Origin of the sequence: Roseobacter fucihabitans, assembly GCF_014337925.2 — a bacterium.
Classification (GTDB): domain Bacteria; phylum Pseudomonadota; class Alphaproteobacteria; order Rhodobacterales; family Rhodobacteraceae; genus Roseobacter; species Roseobacter fucihabitans.
In genome coordinates, this window is record NZ_CP143423.1 from 248,861 (window position 1) to 268,941 (window position 20,081).

Annotated in this window: 19 protein-coding genes; 15 read left to right on the plus strand and 4 right to left on the minus strand. The window is 58.0% G+C overall.

Annotated elements, in window-relative coordinates:
- Positions 1-44: 44 nt before the first annotated feature.
- Both ppsR and ROLI_RS01205 read right to left on the minus strand, forming a co-directional pair.
- Entirely contained in the window at positions 45-1,466 is a 1,422-nt protein-coding gene (gene ppsR, locus ROLI_RS01200; protein WP_187428119.1) for a transcriptional regulator PpsR, read from the minus strand.
- On the minus strand, positions 1,463-2,245 hold the full coding sequence (locus ROLI_RS01205) for a cobalamin B12-binding domain-containing protein (protein ID WP_187428120.1): 783 nt from the start codon (positions 2,243-2,245) through the stop codon (positions 1,463-1,465). Before ROLI_RS01205 ends, ppsR begins: the two co-directional genes overlap by 4 nt.
- Before the next feature lie 315 nt (positions 2,246-2,560).
- Here ROLI_RS01205 and bchF point away from each other — a divergent pair, with 315 nt between their 5' ends.
- From bchF to ROLI_RS01280, 15 genes are all read left to right on the plus strand, one after another.
- Positions 2,561-3,073 (plus strand): 2-vinyl bacteriochlorophyllide hydratase, encoded by a 513-nt coding sequence (gene bchF, locus ROLI_RS01210; protein WP_187428121.1) that lies wholly within the window; start codon positions 2,561-2,563, stop codon positions 3,071-3,073.
- Positions 3,070-4,356, plus strand: a complete 1,287-nt coding sequence (locus tag ROLI_RS01215; RefSeq protein WP_187428122.1) for a ferredoxin:protochlorophyllide reductase (ATP-dependent) subunit N — start codon at positions 3,070-3,072, stop codon at positions 4,354-4,356. The genes bchF and ROLI_RS01215 overlap by 4 nt, the downstream gene beginning before the upstream one ends.
- 40 nt (positions 4,357-4,396) lie before the next feature.
- Positions 4,397-5,923 (plus strand): ferredoxin:protochlorophyllide reductase (ATP-dependent) subunit B, encoded by a 1,527-nt coding sequence (gene bchB / locus ROLI_RS01220; RefSeq protein ID WP_187428123.1) that lies wholly within the window; start codon positions 4,397-4,399, stop codon positions 5,921-5,923.
- Positions 5,913-9,488, plus strand: a complete 3,576-nt coding sequence (locus ROLI_RS01225; RefSeq protein WP_187428124.1) for a magnesium chelatase subunit H — start codon at positions 5,913-5,915, stop codon at positions 9,486-9,488. The genes bchB and ROLI_RS01225 overlap by 11 nt, the downstream gene beginning before the upstream one ends.
- 60 nt (positions 9,489-9,548) lie before the next feature.
- Entirely contained in the window at positions 9,549-10,448 is a 900-nt protein-coding gene (gene bchL, locus ROLI_RS01230) for a ferredoxin:protochlorophyllide reductase (ATP-dependent) iron-sulfur ATP-binding protein (RefSeq protein WP_187428125.1), read from the plus strand.
- On the plus strand, positions 10,448-11,185 hold the full coding sequence (bchM, locus tag ROLI_RS01235; RefSeq protein WP_187428126.1) for a magnesium protoporphyrin IX methyltransferase: 738 nt from the start codon (positions 10,448-10,450) through the stop codon (positions 11,183-11,185). The genes bchL and bchM overlap by 1 nt, the downstream gene beginning before the upstream one ends.
- Entirely contained in the window at positions 11,182-12,621 is a 1,440-nt protein-coding gene (locus ROLI_RS01240) for a PucC family protein (protein ID WP_187428127.1), read from the plus strand. The genes bchM and ROLI_RS01240 overlap by 4 nt, the downstream gene beginning before the upstream one ends.
- 22 nt (positions 12,622-12,643) lie before the next feature.
- The gene (puhA, locus tag ROLI_RS01245; RefSeq protein WP_187428128.1) at positions 12,644-13,411 is read left to right on the plus strand and encodes a photosynthetic reaction center subunit H; all 768 of its coding nucleotides are present in this window, start codon (positions 12,644-12,646) and stop codon (positions 13,409-13,411) included.
- A gap of 76 nt (positions 13,412-13,487) precedes the next feature.
- Entirely contained in the window at positions 13,488-14,147 is a 660-nt protein-coding gene (puhB, locus tag ROLI_RS01250; protein ID WP_187428129.1) for a photosynthetic complex putative assembly protein PuhB, read from the plus strand.
- Positions 14,148-14,152: 5 nt separating this feature from the next.
- On the plus strand, positions 14,153-14,620 hold the full coding sequence (gene puhC / locus ROLI_RS01255; protein ID WP_187428130.1) for a photosynthetic complex assembly protein PuhC: 468 nt from the start codon (positions 14,153-14,155) through the stop codon (positions 14,618-14,620).
- A 22-nt stretch (positions 14,621-14,642) separates the two neighbouring features.
- The gene (locus ROLI_RS01260) at positions 14,643-14,939 is read left to right on the plus strand and encodes a hypothetical protein (protein ID WP_187428131.1); all 297 of its coding nucleotides are present in this window, start codon (positions 14,643-14,645) and stop codon (positions 14,937-14,939) included.
- Positions 14,936-16,084 carry a magnesium-protoporphyrin IX monomethyl ester (oxidative) cyclase gene (gene acsF / locus ROLI_RS01265; protein WP_187428132.1) on the plus strand — a complete coding sequence of 383 codons (1,149 nt, stop codon included), beginning with the start codon at positions 14,936-14,938 and terminating at the stop codon, positions 16,082-16,084. Before ROLI_RS01260 ends, acsF begins: the two co-directional genes overlap by 4 nt.
- Positions 16,085-16,086: 2 nt before the next feature.
- The gene (gene puhE / locus ROLI_RS01270; RefSeq protein WP_187428133.1) at positions 16,087-16,908 is read left to right on the plus strand and encodes a putative photosynthetic complex assembly protein PuhE; all 822 of its coding nucleotides are present in this window, start codon (positions 16,087-16,089) and stop codon (positions 16,906-16,908) included.
- Complete coding sequence (gene hemA / locus ROLI_RS01275; protein WP_187428134.1) at positions 16,898-18,112, plus strand: 5-aminolevulinate synthase; 1,215 nt, start codon at positions 16,898-16,900, stop codon at positions 18,110-18,112. The genes puhE and hemA overlap by 11 nt, the downstream gene beginning before the upstream one ends.
- A 73-nt stretch (positions 18,113-18,185) precedes the next feature.
- Entirely contained in the window at positions 18,186-18,599 is a 414-nt protein-coding gene (locus ROLI_RS01280) for a cytochrome c family protein (RefSeq protein WP_187428135.1), read from the plus strand.
- A gap of 67 nt (positions 18,600-18,666) precedes the next feature.
- On the opposite strand, the gene ROLI_RS01285 is transcribed toward ROLI_RS01280, so the two are convergent.
- Positions 18,667-19,110 carry a carboxymuconolactone decarboxylase family protein gene (locus ROLI_RS01285; protein WP_187428136.1) on the minus strand — a complete coding sequence of 148 codons (444 nt, stop codon included), beginning with the start codon at positions 19,108-19,110 and terminating at the stop codon, positions 18,667-18,669.
- 98 nt (positions 19,111-19,208) lie between these two features.
- On the minus strand, positions 19,209-20,078 hold the full coding sequence (gene bchO / locus ROLI_RS01290; RefSeq protein WP_187428137.1) for an alpha/beta fold hydrolase BchO: 870 nt from the start codon (positions 20,076-20,078) through the stop codon (positions 19,209-19,211).
- Between the last annotated feature and the right edge of the window lie 3 nt (positions 20,079-20,081).

Genomic DNA, 20,081 nt, shown 5'->3' on the forward strand with positions numbered 1-20,081 from the left:
TTTGAGTCGACGCAAGAGGGTCAACGAACCGTTAAGGCGAAGCTTCAGCCGTTTTTATTCAGCAGGCTGAATTTGCGCAGCTTCACGTAGAGGCTTTGCCGCGACAGGCCGAGCATTTCCGCTGCCGCCACACGGTTGTTGTTTGTCAGCTCAACCGCGGTTTGTATGCACATCTTCTCAACAACGTCTGTGGTTTCGGCTACAATATCCTTGAGCGAGGCCGATCCGACCAGATCCATCACGTTACGGGCGGATTCCGGGGTCATTTGGTTTTGCGTTTCTGATTGCGGCCGGGCGGCTTCAACGCGGCTGACGTCCCGGATGACACAGCCGATTACGGAAGTATCCGCCGCATCCAGATGGGTCGCTGAAATCTCAACAGTCAGACGTGCGCCCAGATCATTGATCAATTTGGTCGAATACACCCGCATGCGCCTAGATCGTTCAGGCTGATCGGTCAGAACGGAGAGATCAATCTGTCCCCTGACCAGAAAATCCGAAAGGCTCCGGCCGACGACATCGGATTGATGCACGGCACCGACCAGATCAAGAAAGCTCTCGTTGACGGAGGTGATCATGCCCTTGTCGGACATGAACAACATCGAGTCGCTGCCGGAGCGGAACAGATCCAGAGCCTGCGTCGCCGCCGCGTCAGGTGCGTTCGAGACCTCATTGTCCCGAGAGATGCGACACAACAGAACACGCTGCCCACCGGCACGGAAAACCACCGGGCGTACGATCAGATTACCCGAGCCGCGTGACGATCGCAGTGTGACCTGACCACCATCCTCAGAGAGCGTGGCATTCATCAGGCTGTCCATGAGACCGATATTTGAGTGATCCGAGAATTGCTGGGCAAAGCTGCTGCCCTTCAGAGCATCAAGTTTAAGACCAAGCAGAGCCGCTGCGGCCTCATTGGCGTCATCGATCTTGCCCGACTGCACGGGGACAAAAACAACCGCTTCCTGGCAATGGGCCAAAAGCATGCGGAACCGGGCGTCGAATTCACGACGCGCTTCATATCCCTGTTCCAGCGCGATCTGCGCTTGCACGAGCTGTTGTTGTGTCTCTGCGATAGGGCGCAGATCCCTGCCCAAAAGCAGGGCCGCGTTTTCATGCCCGAAGCGGTGGAACGTATAGCGGACGGGGTATTGCCAGACGGCATTGTCGCTGTGGTTCAGTTCCAGAGATTTGCGCGGAACTTCACCGGCCATATAGGCCGCATGCGCCGCTTCGAATTTGGGAACACATTCACGGGTCAGAAAGTCGACGACCGGCCGGCCTTCCCAGTGCTTTAGATTGCCGAATGACTCGCTTTGAGCATTCAGCACGACAGAGAGGATATAACCTTCGGCAGAGATGACCAATGCGATATCCGACGCGGCACCGATGATGCTGCCCAGAAACTCCGGCTCAATCAGTGGAACGGCACCGCTGCTCCAGAAGTTGTTCCCACCGGAAGTCATCTTGGTGCCAAAATTCTGCTGCGTCGCATGCAGGCTGCGGCCGCTGCTTTCGCGCTATTTGAAACCAAATCCACGCCCGTCTGTTCCTCAAGATTTTCCGTATCTCGGGTGATGGCCCCCCCCAGAGCAATCAGGGGATCTCTCGCACCCGCGCGACGGATGGCCCTAACAGTGGCAGATATTGTTGAGAGCGATTCATTGCGCGAACAGGTAATCAGAACAACATCGGGTTGGGTTTCCGTAACACGCGACGTCAGAGTCTCAGGGGTTTCATCAAATGAAATACTCACATCACAGCCGATGCGGCGCAGCTGCGCGGCGACGACATTCACACCCAGGAAATGCTGCTCACCCGGCGGCAAGACGACGATGGCGCGCAAATGTTTGGTGGCAGCATTGCTTTCAAAGTGGGGGTGCAGGACAACCTGATCCAGCAGAGACTGCAAACGCAATGTACCGATGGTCACCGCCGCAAAGCTGATCTTATCCTCGACCCACTTTTGCCCAAGGTCGCGGGCAGCGTTTGGAATATAGATATCCAGAATCGTATCCGCGCTCAGGCCATGGCCGCGCAGCTCAGCGAACATCTGTTTCGCTTCAAATGGGTCTGCGGATAAAACTGAGCACACAAGAAGATCGAGGAGGATCTGACGCGTGCCATCGCTGTTGCGCAATTTCGTTTCATTCAGGGCGGAGATCACACGTCCGGCAAGCACATCAGTAGGTGTCGCAGCGAATTCGCGGCGGTCATACGTCCCTGATTGATCATCTTGCGGCATGTTACCACCTGGGCGAACGGGTTTCTTTGTTCTTATGTGCGGACTACAGCGTCAATTTTGTCGCTGATGGCATCAAACCTCTGCCTAGAACGCCAGAATGTCAAATCAAATTGACATTTTTATGCCGTGCTTCCGCATCAGAGTAGACCTGATTTCCCCAATTTTCGTAATATATTATGATTATCACTGTGTTTTTTGCAAAAAGCCTAAAAAGCAATCGATGAAATCTATGACGTCAATGTGTAAGTTATAGTTGACACTTTTCCGAGAAAACAGCTACCTTCAATCGAGAAGACGGGAGAGGTCATCAGCACGATGCAAAACCAAGCGGTGGAAAAATCCACAACAACAGGTCTCTATACAGCCGAAGAGCGCAAGCGGCGCGATGCGACCGTATGGACGCTCATTCAGGGCGTCTTGGCCCCACTGCAGTTTCTGGTGTTTCTGGTCTCCCTGGCCCTGGTGGTGCGCTACTTATGGAGCGGGCATGGATATGAGGCGGCGACGCTGTCCATTCTGGTCAAGACCGGGTTCCTTTATCTGATAATGATTACCGGCGCGATTTGGGAAAAAGTTGTTTTTGGTCAATACCTTTTCGCCCCTGCCTTCTTTTGGGAAGACGTCTTTTCCTTTGCCGTGATCGCGCTGCACACAGCCTATGTCTGGGCGTTGTTTGCAGGTATGCTCGCGCCCTATTCGCTGATGCTTTTGGCGCTCGCAGCTTACGCGGCCTATATCATCAATGCTGCGCAATTCATCTTGAAATTACGCGCTGCGCGACTCCAGGCGCAAGGGCTTCAGTACCAATCCGGGGAGGTCAGCGTATGACTGAATTGCCGCGTCTTCCCGTCTCCGGCGGATGCCGGGATGAACCGATTCTCAAGCAGCGTGGACAGCGTGAGGTTTTCTGCGGTCTGACGGGAATCATCTGGTTGCACCGTAAGATGCAGGATGCGTTTTTCCTCGTGATCGGCAGCCGCACCTGCGCGCATCTGCTGCAATCCGCAGCGGGCGTGATGATTTTTGCCGAACCGCGTTTTGGAACAGCGATTCTCGAGGAAACTGATCTTGCCGGTTTGGCGGATGCACAGGCGGAACTCGACAAGGTCGTTGATCAACTCCTCGCGCGCCGTACGGACATCAAACAGTTGTTCCTCGTAGGCTCTTGTCCTTCGGAAGTCATCAAGCTGGACCTGTCGCGCGCGGCTGAGCGCATGACGGAACGTTATGCCCCCTCGGTGCGTGTGCTGAATTTCTCCGGTTCGGGCATTGAAACCACCTTTACCCAAGGCGAAGACGCCTGTCTGGCCTCCATGGTGCCGGTTTTGCCCAAAACCGACACGCGTCAACTGATGCTGGTCGGCGCTTTGCCGGATGTTGTCGAGGAACAGGCGGTGTCGCTGCTCTCTGAGATGGGGATCAGCCCGATCAAAGTGCTGCCCGCCCCCCGCTCGGATATTGATCTGGGCGTTGGCGACAACACCGTTTTTGCGCTCACGCAGCCGTTTTTGGGTGACACGCACGCCGCCCTCGAGCGTCGTGGCGCGCGGCATCTGCCTGCCCCGTTTCCCTTTGGTGAAGAGGGCACAACCGCTTGGCTTCGCGCCATCGCTGATGAATTTGAAGTTGATGCCGAAACATTCGAACGTGTAACAGCAGCACCCCGCGCACGGGCCCGCAAAGCCATCGCCCAGGCGTCAGAGGCCCTAAACGGTAAATCTATCTTCTTCTTCCCGGACAGCCAATTGGAAATCCCTCTGGCGCGTTTCCTGACCCGTGAATGCGGTATGACCGCCATCGAGGTGGGTGCGCCTTTCATCCACAAGAGTATTGTCGGGCCAGACCTCGATATGCTCGCCCAAGGCCCAACCCTCTCCGAGGGGCAGGATGTTGATCTGCAACTCGACCGGTGCCGCGCCGCCCGCCCCGACCTGACGGTTTGCGGCCTTGGCCTCGCCAATCCGCTCGAAGCCGATGGTCTGGCCACCAAATGGGCCATCGAACTTGTCTTCACCCCAGTGCATTTCTTCGAACAAGCGGGCGATCTCGCAGGCCTTTTCTCTCGCCCGGTCCGCCGCGCCGATCTCCTGAAACTGGAGGCCGCCGAATGATCTTTCATCGTTCTGAAAATATGCAAATGGATCAGTTGCCATGAAGCTGACGGTTTGGACATATGAGGGCCCGCCCCATGTCGGCGCGATGCGCGTTGCCACTGGCATGAAAGGGTTGCATTACGTTCTGCATGCGCCACAGGGCGATACCTATGCGGATCTGCTCTTCACCATGATCGAGCGGCGCGACCACCGTCCGCCGGTCACATATACAACATTTCAGGCGCGTGATCTTGGCTCTGACACGGCCAACCTGTTCAAAACTTCCCTGCTGGACGCCTATGAGCGCTTCAAGCCCGAAGCTCTGATCGTTGGTGCTTCCTGTACCGCCGAACTCATCCAGGATGATCCCGGCGGCATGGCCGAAACCATGGACATCCCCGTGCCGGTGATCCCGCTGGAACTGCCAAGCTATCAGCGCAAGGAGAATTTTGGCGCGGATGAGACCTTCTTTCAGATCGTGCGCGCGCTTGCCAAACCGATGGAGCGCACAGCACAGATCAGCTGCAACCTGATCGGCCCCACCGCGCTTGGTTTTCGTCACCGCGACGACATCACCGAACTGACCTCCCTGCTATCGGACATGGGCATCAGCGTGAATGTTGTTGCCCCGATGACCTCTTCCCCGACGGATATCAAACGCATGGGGGCCGCGCATTTCAACGTGCTGATGTACCCTGAAACGGCTGAGACCGCCGCGCGCTGGATGGAGCGGGAATTGGGTCAGCCGTTCACTAAAATCGTGCCGATCGGCGTTGGTGCCACGCGCGATTTCGTCAAGGAAGTGGCCGAGATCACAGGCGTCAAACCCTACCTCGATGACAGCCGGTTGCGCCTGCCGTGGTATTCGAAATCCGTTGACAGCACCTATTTGACCGGCAAACGCGTGTTCCTCTTTGGGGATGGCACCCATGTCGCCACCGCCGCCCGCATCGCGCGCGATGAGATGGGTTTCGAAGTCGTCGGCATGGGCTGTTACAACCGGGAAATGGCGCGTCCGTTGCGCGCGCTGGCCAAGGAATATGGCGTCGAGGCGCTGATCAGTGATGACTATCTCGAAGTCGAGCGCGTGATCGAAGCGTTGCAGCCCGAAATGATTCTCGGCACCCAGATGGAACGTCACATCGGCAAGCGTCTGGGCATTCCCTGCGCCGTGATTTCCGCGCCCGTCCACGTACAGGATTTCCCCGCCCGCTATTCCCCGCAAATGGGGATCGAGGGCGCGAATGTCATCTTTGATACTTGGGTCCATCCGCTGGTCATGGGCCTCGAAGAGCACCTGTTGCACATGTTCCGCGACGATTTCGAATTCAACGATGCCGCTGGCCCGTCCCATCACGGTGGTCATGCGGCCAAACCTGCTGCGGACCAAACGCCGGCCCCCGAAACCAACACGCCCGTGGATGCCGCCATCTGGTTGGAAGCGGCCGAAAAAGAACTCAAGAAAATCCCGTTTTTTGTACGCGGCAAGGCGCGCAGAAACACCGAAACCTACGCATCGCTAAAAGGCGTCAGTGAGATCAGCGTAGATACTCTTTATGAGGCAAAGGCACATTATGCGCGATGAAACCCGGATAAACGGAGACCGCTTGCCCGGTTACCGCGTCGTGATTCTGACGCTGGACAGTCATGCGGCGGGTCCGGCGATGCGCGCCATGGGCAAACTGGCGCAGGACTATCCCGGTCTTTCCCTGTCAATCCATGCGGCGGCCGAATGGGGCGAAACCCCCGGTACGTTTGAGGCTGCGCGCGATGCGATTGAGACGGGTGACATCATCATCTCGAACCTGTTGTTCCTCGAAGAGCATGTCGCGCGTATCCTTCCAGCACTGGAAGCGCGGCGAGATCATTGTGACGCGATGATCGGCGTGATTGCGGATGCGGCCATTGTGAAACTGACCCGCATGGGCTCGCTCGACATGATGGCACCGCAATCGGGCACCATGAAACTGATGAAGAAGCTGCGCGGCTCCTCTAAACCCTCAAGCTCTTCGGGTGCCGATAAAATGGCGCTGCTGCGCCGTTTGCCCAAGATCCTGCGGTTTATCCCCGGCAAAAGCCAGGATTTGCGCGCCTGGTTTCTGACCATGCAATATTGGCTGGGCGGATCGGATGACAACGTCGAGGCGATGGTGCGCTTCCTGCTCAACCGCTATGCGACCAAAACCACCTGGGATCTGAGCGCGGATGCCGCAGCACCCATCGAATACCCCGACGCCGGGCTCTATCACCCCGATCTGCCGGGCCGCATAACAACCGATGCCACCGCCGTGCCTGCACCGGAAGGCGCGACCATGACGGTCGGATTGCTGATGATGCGCTCCTATGTGCTGTCCTCGGATACGGCACATTATGACGCGGTCATTCGCGCGTTCGAGGTCCGCGGCATGAAGGTTCTGGCCGGTTTTGCCGGGGGCCTTGATGGTCGCCCTGCTATTGACGCATATTTCCGCGACAAACAGGGGGTCAAGATTGACGCGCTGGTGTCGCTGACAGGCTTCTCCCTGGTGGGCGGGCCTGCCTATAATGACAACGTTTCCGCGATTGAGGTGCTGGCGGATCTTGATGTGCCCTATATCGCCGCTCATCCGCTGGAATTTCAGACCCTGGCGCAATGGGCCTGTTCCGAACAGGGTCTTGGGCCAATTGAAACCACCATGCTCATCGCGTTGCCCGAACTTGACGGTGCAACGAATCCCACCGTTTTTGCGGGGCGTCACGGGACCGAGGGCTGCCAGGGCTGTACGCATCAATGCGCCTGTGTCTCTGACAGCAAGGCAATGGCACCCTGTATCGAACGTATCGAGAGTCTGGCGGAAAAAACGCTCCGGTTGGCGCAGCTGCGCCGCAAGGAAAACGCTGCCAAAAAGGTTGGCATCGTTCTTTTTGGTTTCCCGCCCAATGCGGGGGCCGTTGGAACTGCGGCTTATCTGAGCGTATTTGAAAGCCTTTTCAATACGTTGAACCACATGAAAGCAGAGGGTTACGACGTCGTTGTTCCCGAAACTGTTGATGATCTGCGCGAGGAAGTGCTCAAAGGCAACGCCGCACAATACGGCCAGGAGGCCAATGTCGCCGCCCATGTGAGCGCCGATACGATTGTGAAAACTTCAACCCATCTGGCCGCCATCGAGGCGGTCTGGGGACCGGCCCCCGGTCGTGTTCAATCGGATGGGCGCGGCGTTTTTGTCTTGGGCAAACAGTTCGGTAATGTGTTCGTTGGGGTGCAACCCACGTTCGGCTATGAGGGTGACCCGATGCGGTTGCTCTTTGAGAAGGGCTTTGCCCCCACGCATGCCTTTGCGACCTTCTATTTGTGGCTGCGCAACACGCTTGAAGCCGACGTGATCCTGCATTTCGGCATGCATGGCGCGCTTGAATTCATGCCCGGCAAGCAGACCGGCATGGGCGCGCGAGACTGGCCGGATCGGTTGATCGGCGAGATGCCAAACGTCTATCTCTACGCCTCCAACAACCCCTCTGAGGCGAGCCTTGCCAAGCGCCGCTCGGGGGCTGTGACCATTACCCATATGACGCCACCGCTGGCTGCATCGGGTCTCTATAAAGGTATGGCCGACCTCAAGGACAGCCTGACGCGCTGGCGCGGATTGACGCCGGATGCGGTTGAGCGTGCAGAGCTTGAAACTCTGATTTCCGAACAAGCCGAGGCCGTTGATATGGGAGGCATCACGCCGGACCAGCTTTGGCTCAAACTGCTCGAAACCGAGGATGCGTTGATCCCGGATGGGCTGCACATCGTTGGCCAGAAAATCAGCGATGCGGCGCGGGCGGAATACCTCGACATCATGGACCACGCGAATGCCGAAACGAAGGCGCGCGTAAATCAGATGTTGCAGGAAGAAACCGAACTCGACGCCATTTGCCGCGCATTATCGGGTCATTATATCAAGCCGGTGCCGGGTGGTGATCTCATCCGTTCCGCTGACGTCTTGCCCACCGGGCGCAATATTCACGCCTTTGATCCCTTCCGGATGCCGACGGCCTTTGCTTGTCAGGACGGCGCGAAACAGGCGCAATTGTTGCTGGATACGCATAAGACGATGCCGCGCACGGTGGCTTTGGTACTTTGGGGCAGCGATAATATCAAATCGGACGGCGGGCCGATTGCACAGGCGCTGGCCCTCATGGGGTGTGCGCCGCGCTTTGACAGTTTTGGGCGGATTTCCGGTGCGGATCTGATCCCGCTGGCCCAATTGGGGCGCCCGCGCATTGACGTGATCATGACGCTTTCGGGCATTTTCCGCGATCTGCTGCCGCTGCAAACCCGCATGCTGGCCGAGGCCGCGCTTAAATGCGCGCAAGCCGACGAACCGCTGGAACAAAACTTCATCCGTGCCCATGCCGTGGCTTACTGTGAAAAAACCGGCTGCGAGATGCAGGAAGCTGCCCTGCGGGTCTTCTCAAACGCCGAAGGTGCCTACGGTTCCAACGTCAATGCGCTGGTGGACAGTTCCGCCTTTGGCGATGAGGATGAATTGGCCGATGCTTATGAGGCGCGCAAGAGTTTCGCCTATGGCACGGACGGCAAGGCCTCCGCGAATGCCGCGCTGTTGCAATCGACGCTGGCCGAAGTGGATGTGGCCTATCAGAACCTCGAATCCGTCGAACTGGGTGTGACCACGGTTGATCATTATTTCGACACGCTGGGTGGGATCGCCCGCGCCGTCAAACGTGCCAAAGGGTCGGACGCCGCTGTGTACATCGGCGATCAGACACGCGGCGCGGGCAAGGTCCGCACGCTCAAGGATCAGGTCGCACTGGAAACACGTTCGCGCAGCCTGAACCCGAAATTCTTTGAGGGCCTGCTCAAGCATGGCTCGGAAGGGGTGCGCCAGATCGAGGCCACCGTGACCAATACGATGGGCTGGTCGGCGACCACAGGTCAGGTTGACCCTTGGGTGTACCAGCGCATTTCCGAGACCTTCGTACTGGACGCAGAAATGCGCCAGCGCCTTGCCGATCTCAATCCGACCGCCTCCAGCCGCATGGCGAACCGCCTGCTGGAAGCCAATGACCGCAATTACTGGTCCCCCGACGCCGATACGCTGGCCGCCTTGCAAGAGGCTGCCGACGCGCTGGAAGACCAATTGGAAGGGATCGCAGCACAATGACCCCTTTCGCGATAGACGACCAAACCCAAGGGGTGTGCGCCCCTTTGAAAGGAAACTGATATGAGCCCATTGGATAGAACACCTCCCTCCCTGCGGGGTCAGGATGGCGAAGGATCCGTGCAAGTGCATCAGGATGACGCCGCTAAAATCGAAGGGGCCAAGGTCTTTTCGGTCTATGGCAAGGGTGGCATTGGCAAATCGACCACCTCCTCGAACCTGTCCGCCGCCTTTTCAATGCTGGGCAAACGCGTTTTGCAGATCGGCTGTGATCCCAAGCATGACAGCACCTTTACCCTGACCGGCACGCTGGTGCCCACGGTGATCGACATCCTCAAAGAGGTCGATTTCCACCCCGAAGAGCTGCGCGCCGAAGATTTCGTATTTGAAGGCTTCAACGGTGTGAAATGCGTCGAGGCCGGTGGCCCGCCTGCGGGCACGGGTTGTGGTGGCTATGTGGTTGGCCAGACGGTCAAACTCCTGAAACAGCACCACATGTTAGAGGACACCGACGTGGTGATCTTTGATGTTCTGGGCGATGTGGTGTGTGGTGGTTTTGCCGCACCCTTGCAGCATGCAGACCGGGCGTTGATCGTCACGGCCAATGATTTCGACAGCATCTATGCGATGAACCGGATCATTGCCGCCGTGCAGGCCAAATCGGTGAACTACAAAGTGCGTCTGGCGGGCTGTGTCGCCAACCGCTCCAAGGACACCGACGAGGTGGATCGTTATTGCCGCACGGTGGGTTTCAACCGCATCGCGCATATGCCCGATCTGGATGCCATCCGCCGGTCGCGTCTGAAGAAAAAGACGCTCTTTGAAATGCCCGATGACGAAGAAGTCGTACAGGTGCGCAAGGAATATATCCGTCTGGCCGAAACGCTCTGGAACGGCACCGAACCATTGGCCCCGGCACCCCTGCCGGACCGTGAAATCTTTGAATTGCTTGGGTTTGATTGATGCGTGACGACGTGAGTTTTGCCACATTGAGCGATATACCGGAGCCTGCACGGCCCCGGTATGATGCGACACGTGACCGGGTTGAAACCTATTTCGACAAGACTGCGACCCGCACGTGGGAGCGGCTGACCTCTGATGCGCCGGTCTCGAAAATACGCGAAACTGTGCGACGCGGGCGTGATGAGATGCGCGCTTTGATGTTGAGCCGGTTGCCTGCGGACCTCTCGGGTCAGCGCGTGCTGGATGCCGGCTGCGGTGCCGGTCAGATGACGGCGGAGTTGGCGGCGCGCGGGGCTGAGGTGCTGGCGATTGATATCTCGCCCTCGCTGGTGGAGATCGCCGAGCGGCGCCTGCCAGATGAGCGCCGTGCCCAGGTGACATTTACATCCGGCGATATGCTGAGCCCGGAGCTGGGTCATTTCGATCATGTGATCGCGATGGACAGCCTGATTTATTATGATGCGGCGGATATCGCCAATGCCCTGTTTGGGCTGGAAAAACGTACCAGTTCCACGATTGTATTCACCGTCGCGCCGCGCACGCGGATGTTGATGGCGATGTGGTATGCGGGCAAGCTTTTCCCCCGCTCGGATCGCAGCCCGGTGATGATCCCGCATGCACATGCCCCACTGACGCGCGCCGCAGAGGCGCAAGGCCTGCGCGGACAGGTACAACCGGTGGATCGTGTGTCTTCCGGCTTTTACATCTCGCAAGCGATGGAGGTGCGCACGCAATGAGTGCGATTGCATCAGGTCTGAAACGCTTGTCCCTGAGCGCCTTGCCGTTTTCGGACGTGGCCAGCGAAGGGCTGCCGCTCTCGCAACTGCTGCGCTTGTCGCTGTTCCAGATTTCGGTCGGCATGGCGTCGGTCCTGCTGCTGGGCACGCTGAACCGGGTGATGATCGTCGAGCTCAGCGTGGCCGCGATGATCGTCGCGGTGATGATCGCGCTGCCGGTGCTGATCGCGCCCTTCCGTACGTTGCTGGGCTTTCGCTCGGATACCCACCGCTCGGCCATTGGCTGGAAGCGCGTGCCCTACATCTGGTTCGGCTCGCTCTGGCAATTTGGCGGGTTGGCGATCATGCCCTCCGCGCTGCTTGTTCTGGGGGGTGACGTCTATATCAAGGTGCCCTTTGCGGGAGAAGTGCTGGCGGCACTTGCCTTCCTGATGACCGGTCTGGGCATGCATATGACCCAAACCGCAGGACTGGCGCTTGCCTCTGATCGCGCCACGGATGAAACCCGCCCGCGCGTTGTCGCGCTGCTCTATGTTATGTTCCTGGTGGGCATGGGGATCTCCTCGCTGATCATCGGATTTCTGCTGCGCGATTTCACCTCAATCAAACTCATTCAGGTGGTGCAGGCCACGGCCGTTGTCACCATCGTGCTGAACCTCATCGCGCTCTGGAAACAGGAAAGCCTGCAACCGATGAGCCGCGAAGAGCGCGCCGCCCCGCGCCCGCGTTTTGCCGATGCCTGGAATGATTTCATGGCCGGTGGGCAGGCCGGGCGCCTTTTGGCCTGCATCTTTGTGGGTACCATGGCGTTCAACATGCAGGATGTTTTGCTGGAACCTTACGGCGGTGAAATTCTCGGTCTTTCGGTGTCTTCAACGACCCTGCTGACCGCGATGTGGTCGCTGGGCGCGCTTGCAGGTTTCGCCCTGGCTGGCAAACGTCTGGCCTCGGGGTCGAATTCCTTCCGCCTCGCGGCCGGGGGAATTCTGGCCGGGGTTTGTGCTTTCTCCATTGTCATTTTTGCCGCTCCGATGAATTCGCCGCAGCTCTTCTTTGCGGGTGCGGGTCTTATCGGGTTCGGTGGCGGCTTATTCGCCGTGGCGACCCTCACGGCCTGCATGACCTTGCCGGAAACTTCAAAGGCCGGGCGCGGTCTCGCGCTTGGCGCATGGGGCGCGGCGCAGGCGACGGCGGCTGGTTTGTCCATCGCCATTGGTGGCTCCATGCGCGATTGGGTCGATTCCATCGCCATGTCCGGTGCCTGGGGCGAAGGCATGGTTTCGCCCGCCGTTGGTTATTCTTTTGTCTATCACACTGAGATTGGCCTGCTTTTCGTCACGCTTATCATCCTTGGCCCGCTGGTACGCCATGCAGGCCCCTCGACTTCACCGCAAAACGGCAATCGCCCGATGGGCCTTGCCGACTTCCCAACATGACCCCGTTTCAGGAGGAAACGTTATGACTGGAACATTCTTTGGCGAATTTGATCTGGCGAGCCTGTCGCTCTGGCTCTTTTACGCATTCTTCGCGATCCTGATCATTTACATCCAGCGCGAAAATATGCGCGAAGGCTACCCGCTGGAAGACGATGAGGGCAATAAGTCCTCCAATCCCAGCATGTGGCCCATCCCGAGCGACAAGACCTTCAAACTGCCCCACGGGCGCGGTGAAGTCAGCGTTCCCAGCGGTCAGACCCCCGAGCGCGAGAACATCCCGATGAAGCGTGTCGGTTCCGGCAACGGTTTCCCGCTGGAACCCACGGGCGATCCGATGCTGGACGGTGTTGGCCCCGCCTCATGGGCCCCGCGCAAGGATCACCCCGAACTTGATGGCCATGGTCATCCAAAAATCGTGCCGATGGCTGGAACCGAAGGGTTCCATGTTGCCGCGGGCCGTGATCCGCGTGGCTTGCCGGTCGTCGCAGGAGACGGTGAGATTGTCGGCAAGATCGTCGATATGTGGCTTGATGAGCCGGAACAGCTGGTGCGCTATCTCGAGTTGGAACTGGACAGCAAATGGGGCACCGGGACGCGCCTGATGCCCATGACCTTTGCCCGTATTCGCCGCGACAAGGTCGATGTGTTGGCGCTTTTTGGCAAGCATTTTGCCACCATCCCGACGATTGCCAGCCCGCGTCAGGTGACGCTGCTCGAAGAGGATAAGATCTCCGGGTATTACGGTGGCGGCAAACTTTATGCCGGCACGCGTGCCGATCCGAAACTCTGAACCGATCCAACGCGCGCGGCGGTGCCTAAGCCCACCGCGCGCATCCAAACCGTAACAGCAAAAGGGGATACTCGCCATGTCTCAGACGCATAAACCACAGGCCTACGGGCATGACGATTTTGAAATCGAACCCATCGAGGGGCTGCCTGCTGAACCGCCCAAGGGGGAGCAGATCCTCTGGCAGGGCCGCCCTGACTGGTGGGCGCTCTCCATCGAGGCGCTCAACCTGAAATGGGTGGCGGGCTATTTCGCCTTGCTCGCGATCTGGCGGTTCGTCTCTGTTGTCGATCTGATGCCGCTGGGGCAAGCTATTGGCTCCGCCGTGCCCTTCGTGATTCTGGGCGCTGTTGTCTGTGGCATGCTGATGCTGGTGGCCTATGTGCAGGCGCGCGCAACAATGTATACGGTGACGGATGCGCGCGTCGTGCTGCGCATCGGGGCGGCGCTGACCGTGACGCTCAACGTGCCTTATACGCAAATCAACAACGCGATGCTCGACCTGCGCAAACGCGGCACCGGCACGATTGCGCTCGATACAATGGGCGACACGCGCCTGAGCTACCTTGTGTGCTGGCCCCATGCGCGTCCCTGGCATTTCAAAGAAGCGCAACCCGCCCTGCGCTGTATCCCGGAAGCTGAAAAGGTCGCGGCCCTGTTATCTGAGGCCGCAGAAGCGCGCATCTCCATCCCCAAGGTCGCGCGTCCGATCACCCAAACCGCAGTCGCGGCGGAGTAGAGGCCATGTCCATGCAAACCCAGCCCCGCATCCACGCCCAGCCCGAAGATCTGGTGCCTCGCTTTCTGGTCCGTATCATGTTTGGTCTCGTCGCTTGTGTTCTGATGATCGTTGTTTTCGCCAGTGTGACGGACCGGCCGATCCAGAATGCGCCTCCTGTGGCGGAGGTCATCCGCGAACGGGCTATTTTCCTGCATGGTGACATGTCCGGAGCTGCGCGCGTATTGGACGCCAATGGCACGCTGATCGCCGATTTGAACGCGGAAGAAGGCGGATTTGTCGCGGGTGTGCAGCGCGTTATTGAGCGCGAACGCGGCAAGATAAAGGCTGACACAAGCGCCCCTGTTCTATTACAGTTGAGAGAGGGCAATCGCCTGTCTCTTTTCGACCCCGTCACCGGATGGTCTGCCGAGCTTATGGGCTTCGGTGCCTCCAACTCCCGCGTCTTCGCCAGACTGCTGGACCAACCTTAATCCCTACGGAAGGAAGCCACCCATGGGACTACTTACGAAAGACTTCGAGCGTGCGCCTTGCACTGTCGAAATCAGCCACAAGTTCGAAAGCCTGCATGCGCATGTGCGTTTCAATAACGGTGCCGTCATCTATCCAGGTGACGAAGTGCAAGTGCACGGCGATGAAATCATGGCCCCCTTCGGAGAAATCGTCTCTGAGGAGCGCGAGGCCACGATCATCCGCGCCAGTAAACTCGAACAGCTCTGGACCCGCCTCACGGGCGATTTCGAAGTCATGGAACTTTGCGAATTTTCCTTCTCTGAGGAGGTCAAACTATGAACGTCCAAACCCCCCGCGCCGCTGATGTCAAAGAGGCGAAAGTCAAACATACCTCCGAGATCACCGATGCCGAAGAGAGCCTGAAGGTTCAGGAAGCGCAATCGGTCCTTGATAGTGTTTCCGCGACCGAAGTGGCCATGCAAAACACATTGCTGACCCCGCGTTTTTACACCACGGATTTCGACGAGATGGACGCGATTGACGTCACCCCCGTGCGCGAAGACTGGGACAAGCTGATCGCGCAGATGGTCAACGATCCCAACAAGGGCCATTTCAAGAAAAACGAAGATTGGGACCATGTGGATTGGGACGGGATGGAGCCCGGCCTGAAAAAGGAGTTCATCGATTTCCTGATTTCCTCCTGTACCGCCGAATTCTCGGGCTGTGTTCTCTATAAGGAAATGAAACGGCGCGGGAACAACAAGGACATCACGCAGTTGTTCCAATTGATGGCCCGCGATGAGGCCCGCCACGCCGGGTTCATCAATGATGCGCTGCGCGAAGCCGGTGTTGCGGTGAACCTGGGGTTCTTGACGCAGAAGAAGAAATACACCTACTTCCGACCAAAGTTTATCTATTACGCGACCTATCTCTCTGAGAAGATCGGTTATGCGCGTTACATCACCATTTTCCGCCACCTCGAGGCGCACCCGGAGCATCGCTTCCACCCCATTTTCAAGTGGTTTGAGGAATGGTGCAACGATGAGTTCAGCCACGGCGAGGCTTTCGCATTGCTGATGAAAACCGATCCGAAACTGACCAGCGGGATCAACGTCTATTGGATCAAATTCTTCCTCACGGCGGTTTATTCCACGATGTATGTGCGTGATCACCAACGTCCCAAATTCCACGCCGCCTTGGGGGTTGATCCTGATTGGTACGCCCATGAGGTGTTCACCAAGACCTCCGAGCTGACCAAGCAGATTTATCCGATCACGCTCGATATCGAACACCCCCGCTGGCAGCGCGGGTTGGAGAAGATGCAAAAGGCCAACGCCGATCTGGCACAGGCCAAGGAAGACGGACGTTTCTTTGCCAAAATCGGTGCACAGGCGCGTGCGGTTTCTGCGTTCATCTCGCTGATCACCATCCCGGCGAAAAAGCATGCCATACCGACCGAAACCCTGATGCAGCCGGCCTATTGAAAATGACGATCCTGTCCGCATCCCTTCTGGCCTTGTTTGTCTGGTGGTTCTCCACCGGCATCATTCTTATGTCTGTGAAATATGCGGATCGGCGCGGCGCTGGTGCGGGCCTCAACACCGTGATCCTCGGCCTGCCGATGCTGATCCTCGGCCTCTGGGGCTTCTGGATCAGCCTTTCGGACACCTCCACGACCGGGGCCTGCATCGCCTTTCTGGCGGCCCTTGGCATCTGGGGATGGATCGAACTGGCATTCCTGACGGGCGTCATCACCGGCCCCAATACCTATCCCCTGCCGCCTAAAACGCCCGAATGGGAACGTTTCATACGCGCCTGGGGCACGCTGGCCTATCACGAAATGCTGCTTGTCGCCACGCTGATCGCGCTCTTCATGATCGGCTGGGATGCCCCCAATACCTTTGGTGTCTGGACCTTTGCCGTGCTGTTTTTTGCGCGCATCTCGGCCAAGCTGAACCTCTTTTTCGGGGTACCTAGGATCAACGTTGATTTCCTCCCCTCCGCCCTGATACATCTTGCGACTTACTTCCGGATCAGAGCCATGAACTGGCTGTTTCCGTTTTCGGTCAGTGCGCTGACCTTTGCGACCGCCTGCTGGTTGGAGCGGATACACGGCGCAACAAATGACGGCCAGATCATTGGCTTTACGCTGCTGACCGCCATCACGGCGCTGGCACTTCTCGAACACTGGGTGATGGTTCTGCCGATCCCGGATGAAAAACTATGGCGCTGGATGCTTCCCGCGCCCAAACAATCCACACCAAAAACAACACCACTCGAACACCAAGGGGGACATCATGGACTTTGATGCACTGTTCCAGGCACAACTCAATGAGTTGAAGGACGACGGAAACTATAGAATATTCGCAGAGCTTGAACGCAAGGCCGGTGCCTTTCCGTCAGCCAAATGTCACGATGAAGACAGTCCCGATCAGGTCACCGTTTGGTGTTCCAATGATTATCTGGGGATGGGGCAACATCCGGATGTGATCCGCTCCATGAAGGAGACGATTGACAATTGTGGTGCCGGTGCCGGTGGCACGCGCAACATCTCCGGGACCAACCACAATCACAAACTGCTGGAAGCCGAACTGGCCGACCTGCATGGCAAAGAGCAAGCACTGCTTTTTACCTCCGGTTATGTCTCGAACTGGGCCGCGCTCAGCACGCTGGGCGCACGGATCCCCGATTGTGTGATCGTCTCGGACGAGTTGAACCACGCCTCGATGATCGAAGGCATCCGCCATTCGCGCGCCAATAAGGTGCTGTGGCGTCACAATGACCCTGAAGATTTGGATCGTAAACTCTCGGCTTTGCCCGCGAATGCGCCAAAGATCGTTGCGTTTGAATCGGTCTATTCAATGGATGGTGATATCTGCCCCATGCAGGAAATCATCGAGGTCGCCGAAAAACACGGGGCGATGACCTACTTGGATGAGGTCCATGCCGTTGGCCTTTATGGCCCGCGTGGTGGCGGTGTTTCCGAGCGCGAAGGGCTTGCGGATCGTATCACCCTCATTGAGGGGACGCTCGGCAAGGCTTACGGCGTCATGGGCGGGTATATCACCGGCTCCGAGGCGCTGTGCGATTTCATCCGCTCCTTTGCCTCCGGGTTCATCTTTACCACGGCACTGCCCCCGGCTGTGGCCGCGGCAGCGCAGACCTCGATCCAGCATCTCAAGACATCTGATGTTGAACGCAAACTGCAACAGCAACGCGTCGCCTATCTGCGCAAGCGTCTGGATCAGGAAGGCATCCCGCATCTGGACAATCCAAGCCACATCATTCCCGTGATGATCAAGGATCCGGTGAAATGCCGCATGATCGCGGATTACCTGATGCAGCAATACGGCATTTACGTGCAGCCGATCAACTATCCGACGGTGCCAAAAGGGACCGAACGGTTGCGCTTCACGCCCTCCCCGATGCATAGCATTGATGACATCGAACATCTTGTTCTGGCGCTCAAAGAGCTTTGGAAACAATGCGCAATTTCCCACGCAGTCGCGTAAAGTTGCGGCAATGTGACTGTTGACTTTCGTCGTTATCTCCTACGTTGTAACGCAAGCAACTAAGGAGATAACGATGATACGTACATTTGCAGCCATCATAGCAATCAGCTTTGCCGCCCCTGTATTTGCAGCCGGTGACGCCGCCGAAGGCGAGAAGACATTCAACAAGTGCAAGTCCTGCCACATGATCGTCGCGGACGATGGCACGGAGATCGTAAAAGGCGGCAAGACCGGCCCCAACCTTTACGGTGTAATTGGTCGCACGGCGGGCTCGGCTGACTTCAAATACGGCGATGATTTGGTCGCTGCTGGCGAAGCAGGCCTGGTGTGGGACGAAGCGACGCTGGCCACCTATATCGCGGACCCGCGCGACTTCCTGCGCACGACGCTGGATGACAAGAAGGCCAAATCACGTATGGCATTCAAGCTCAAAAAGGGTGGCGAAGACGTCGCGGCCTACCTGGCATCGGTCGGCCCACAGAGTTGATCCTCGAAGGTTAAGCAAAAAGCCGTCGCTCCTTGGAGCGGCGGCTTTTTCGTGGGATGGCCTGAGGTCAATTGTCCCGGATATCGGGCTGGTGACCAAACCCGATTGCCAAGCGGTTCCAAGCATTCATCTGCGCGATAATGAGCGTCAAATCGACGATTTCGGCATCCGTGAACTGCGCTTGCAAGTTGTGAAAAAGAACGTCTGGCGCGCCCTTGTCGGACACCAGCGTCAGGGCTTCGGCCCAGCCAAGGGCAGCCTTTTCGCTGGTCGTATATAACGGCCCCTCGCGCCAAACCGTCAGACAATCGAGCCTTTGTTGGGTTTCGCCCGCCGCGCGCGCCTCGGTCGTGTGGAGGTCAACACAATAGGCGCACCCGTTGATCTGAGAGACGCGCAACTCAACCATCGCCCTGAGCCTGTGATCAATCGCGGTGATATCTTTCTTGGCTTTGGCCATGCCGGCAATCGCAGCGGCGTTGATGGCCATATAGTTCAATCGCTCAATCATCTGCTTTCTCCAATCTAATCTGCGGTGGGCGTCCTTTATAAATGGGGATTTTGGAGCAGTGGCACGCGCCAGAACGGCATTTCCAGCTTAGGGGTATATCACTTCAAATCGCCAAGAAATTCCAGAATATGGGCGGCGACGGTGCCCGGTGCTTCCTCGTGAACCAGATGGCCATTGCTTGCAATCTCAACCAAACGCGCATCCGGCATCCGCTGCGCGGCGGTCCTGGCAACCTTGGGCGGGACGGCCTTGTCGTTTTCACCGACAATGAAAAGGGTCCGCGCCTGCAGGGTCTCAATCCGCCTGGACAGTGGGATAAGGTCCCATTGCGACATCATTAAAAGGGTTGCATCAACGTGGTTTCGATCCGCCACCAACCTGCGATAAAGATCCAGACCTTCTGCATCAAGGGTGGAGCCCGTACCTGTAATCAACGCCGCGATCCGAGCAGGGTTGGCGGAGGCCGCCGAGAAGAAACGCGCGCTGAAGGGCAGGGCTGCGAGCATCTTGGCGATGACGGGAAACAGCACGCCCGCAATGCCGTCGAACGTGTCCAGCGCGGGGTTGATCCCGATGATCAAAGGCGCAAGGCCCTGCGCGTCCGAGAGGTTTTGCGATAGTTCAAGAGCCAGCGCCCCTCCGGCGGAATGACCGATAATGGCGCGGGGTTTCCAGCCTTGTTGCATACACAGCTTGGCGATATCCGTCGCCATAACGTCCAACCCGCAGCGATGCCGGGCGCCAAGCTGGGTAAACCCCTGGCCGGGCAGGTCAATTGCGACCACATGATGGGACCGGGCCAAAAGCGGTATCAGCGCACGGAAGGAATGTGTGCTGCCGCCGGCACCATGCAGCAATAAAATCGTGGGTCCGTTACCGGTTTCCTGCACATGCCAGCGATGCGGTGCGCATAGGATTTGCTGCGAGATATCCGCATTCGGCCAATCCGGGGGTGCGGGCCAGCGCATGTT

Bases quoted from the DNA above. Each gene is read 5' to 3' on its own strand.
- acsF (WP_187428132.1), top strand. From the start codon at position 14,936: ATGAACGTCCAAACCCCCCGCGCCGCTGATGTCAAAGAGGCGAAAGTC.
- ROLI_RS01260 (WP_187428131.1), top strand. From the start codon at position 14,643: ATGGGACTACTTACGAAAGACTTCGAGCGTGCGCCTTGCACTGTCGAA.
- ROLI_RS01205 (WP_187428120.1), bottom strand. From the start codon at position 2,245: ATGCCGCAAGATGATCAATCAGGGACGTATGACCGCCGCGAATTCGCT.
- bchO (WP_187428137.1), bottom strand. From the start codon at position 20,078: ATGCGCTGGCCCGCACCCCCGGATTGGCCGAATGCGGATATCTCGCAG.
- bchB (WP_187428123.1), top strand. From the start codon at position 4,397: ATGAAGCTGACGGTTTGGACATATGAGGGCCCGCCCCATGTCGGCGCG.
- ROLI_RS01285 (WP_187428136.1), bottom strand. From the start codon at position 19,110: ATGATTGAGCGATTGAACTATATGGCCATCAACGCCGCTGCGATTGCC.
- hemA (WP_187428134.1), top strand. From the start codon at position 16,898: ATGGACTTTGATGCACTGTTCCAGGCACAACTCAATGAGTTGAAGGAC.
- puhC (WP_187428130.1), top strand. From the start codon at position 14,153: ATGTCCATGCAAACCCAGCCCCGCATCCACGCCCAGCCCGAAGATCTG.
- puhA (WP_187428128.1), top strand. From the start codon at position 12,644: ATGACTGGAACATTCTTTGGCGAATTTGATCTGGCGAGCCTGTCGCTC.
- ROLI_RS01280 (WP_187428135.1), top strand. From the start codon at position 18,186: ATGATACGTACATTTGCAGCCATCATAGCAATCAGCTTTGCCGCCCCT.
- bchM (WP_187428126.1), top strand. From the start codon at position 10,448: ATGCGTGACGACGTGAGTTTTGCCACATTGAGCGATATACCGGAGCCT.
- ppsR (WP_187428119.1), bottom strand. From the start codon at position 1,466: ATGACTTCCGGTGGGAACAACTTCTGGAGCAGCGGTGCCGTTCCACTG.
- puhB (WP_187428129.1), top strand. From the start codon at position 13,488: ATGTCTCAGACGCATAAACCACAGGCCTACGGGCATGACGATTTTGAA.
- ROLI_RS01215 (WP_187428122.1), top strand. From the start codon at position 3,070: ATGACTGAATTGCCGCGTCTTCCCGTCTCCGGCGGATGCCGGGATGAA.
- puhE (WP_187428133.1), top strand. From the start codon at position 16,087: ATGACGATCCTGTCCGCATCCCTTCTGGCCTTGTTTGTCTGGTGGTTC.
- ROLI_RS01240 (WP_187428127.1), top strand. From the start codon at position 11,182: ATGAGTGCGATTGCATCAGGTCTGAAACGCTTGTCCCTGAGCGCCTTG.
- ROLI_RS01225 (WP_187428124.1), top strand. From the start codon at position 5,913: ATGCGCGATGAAACCCGGATAAACGGAGACCGCTTGCCCGGTTACCGC.
- bchF (WP_187428121.1), top strand. From the start codon at position 2,561: ATGCAAAACCAAGCGGTGGAAAAATCCACAACAACAGGTCTCTATACA.
- bchL (WP_187428125.1), top strand. From the start codon at position 9,549: ATGAGCCCATTGGATAGAACACCTCCCTCCCTGCGGGGTCAGGATGGC.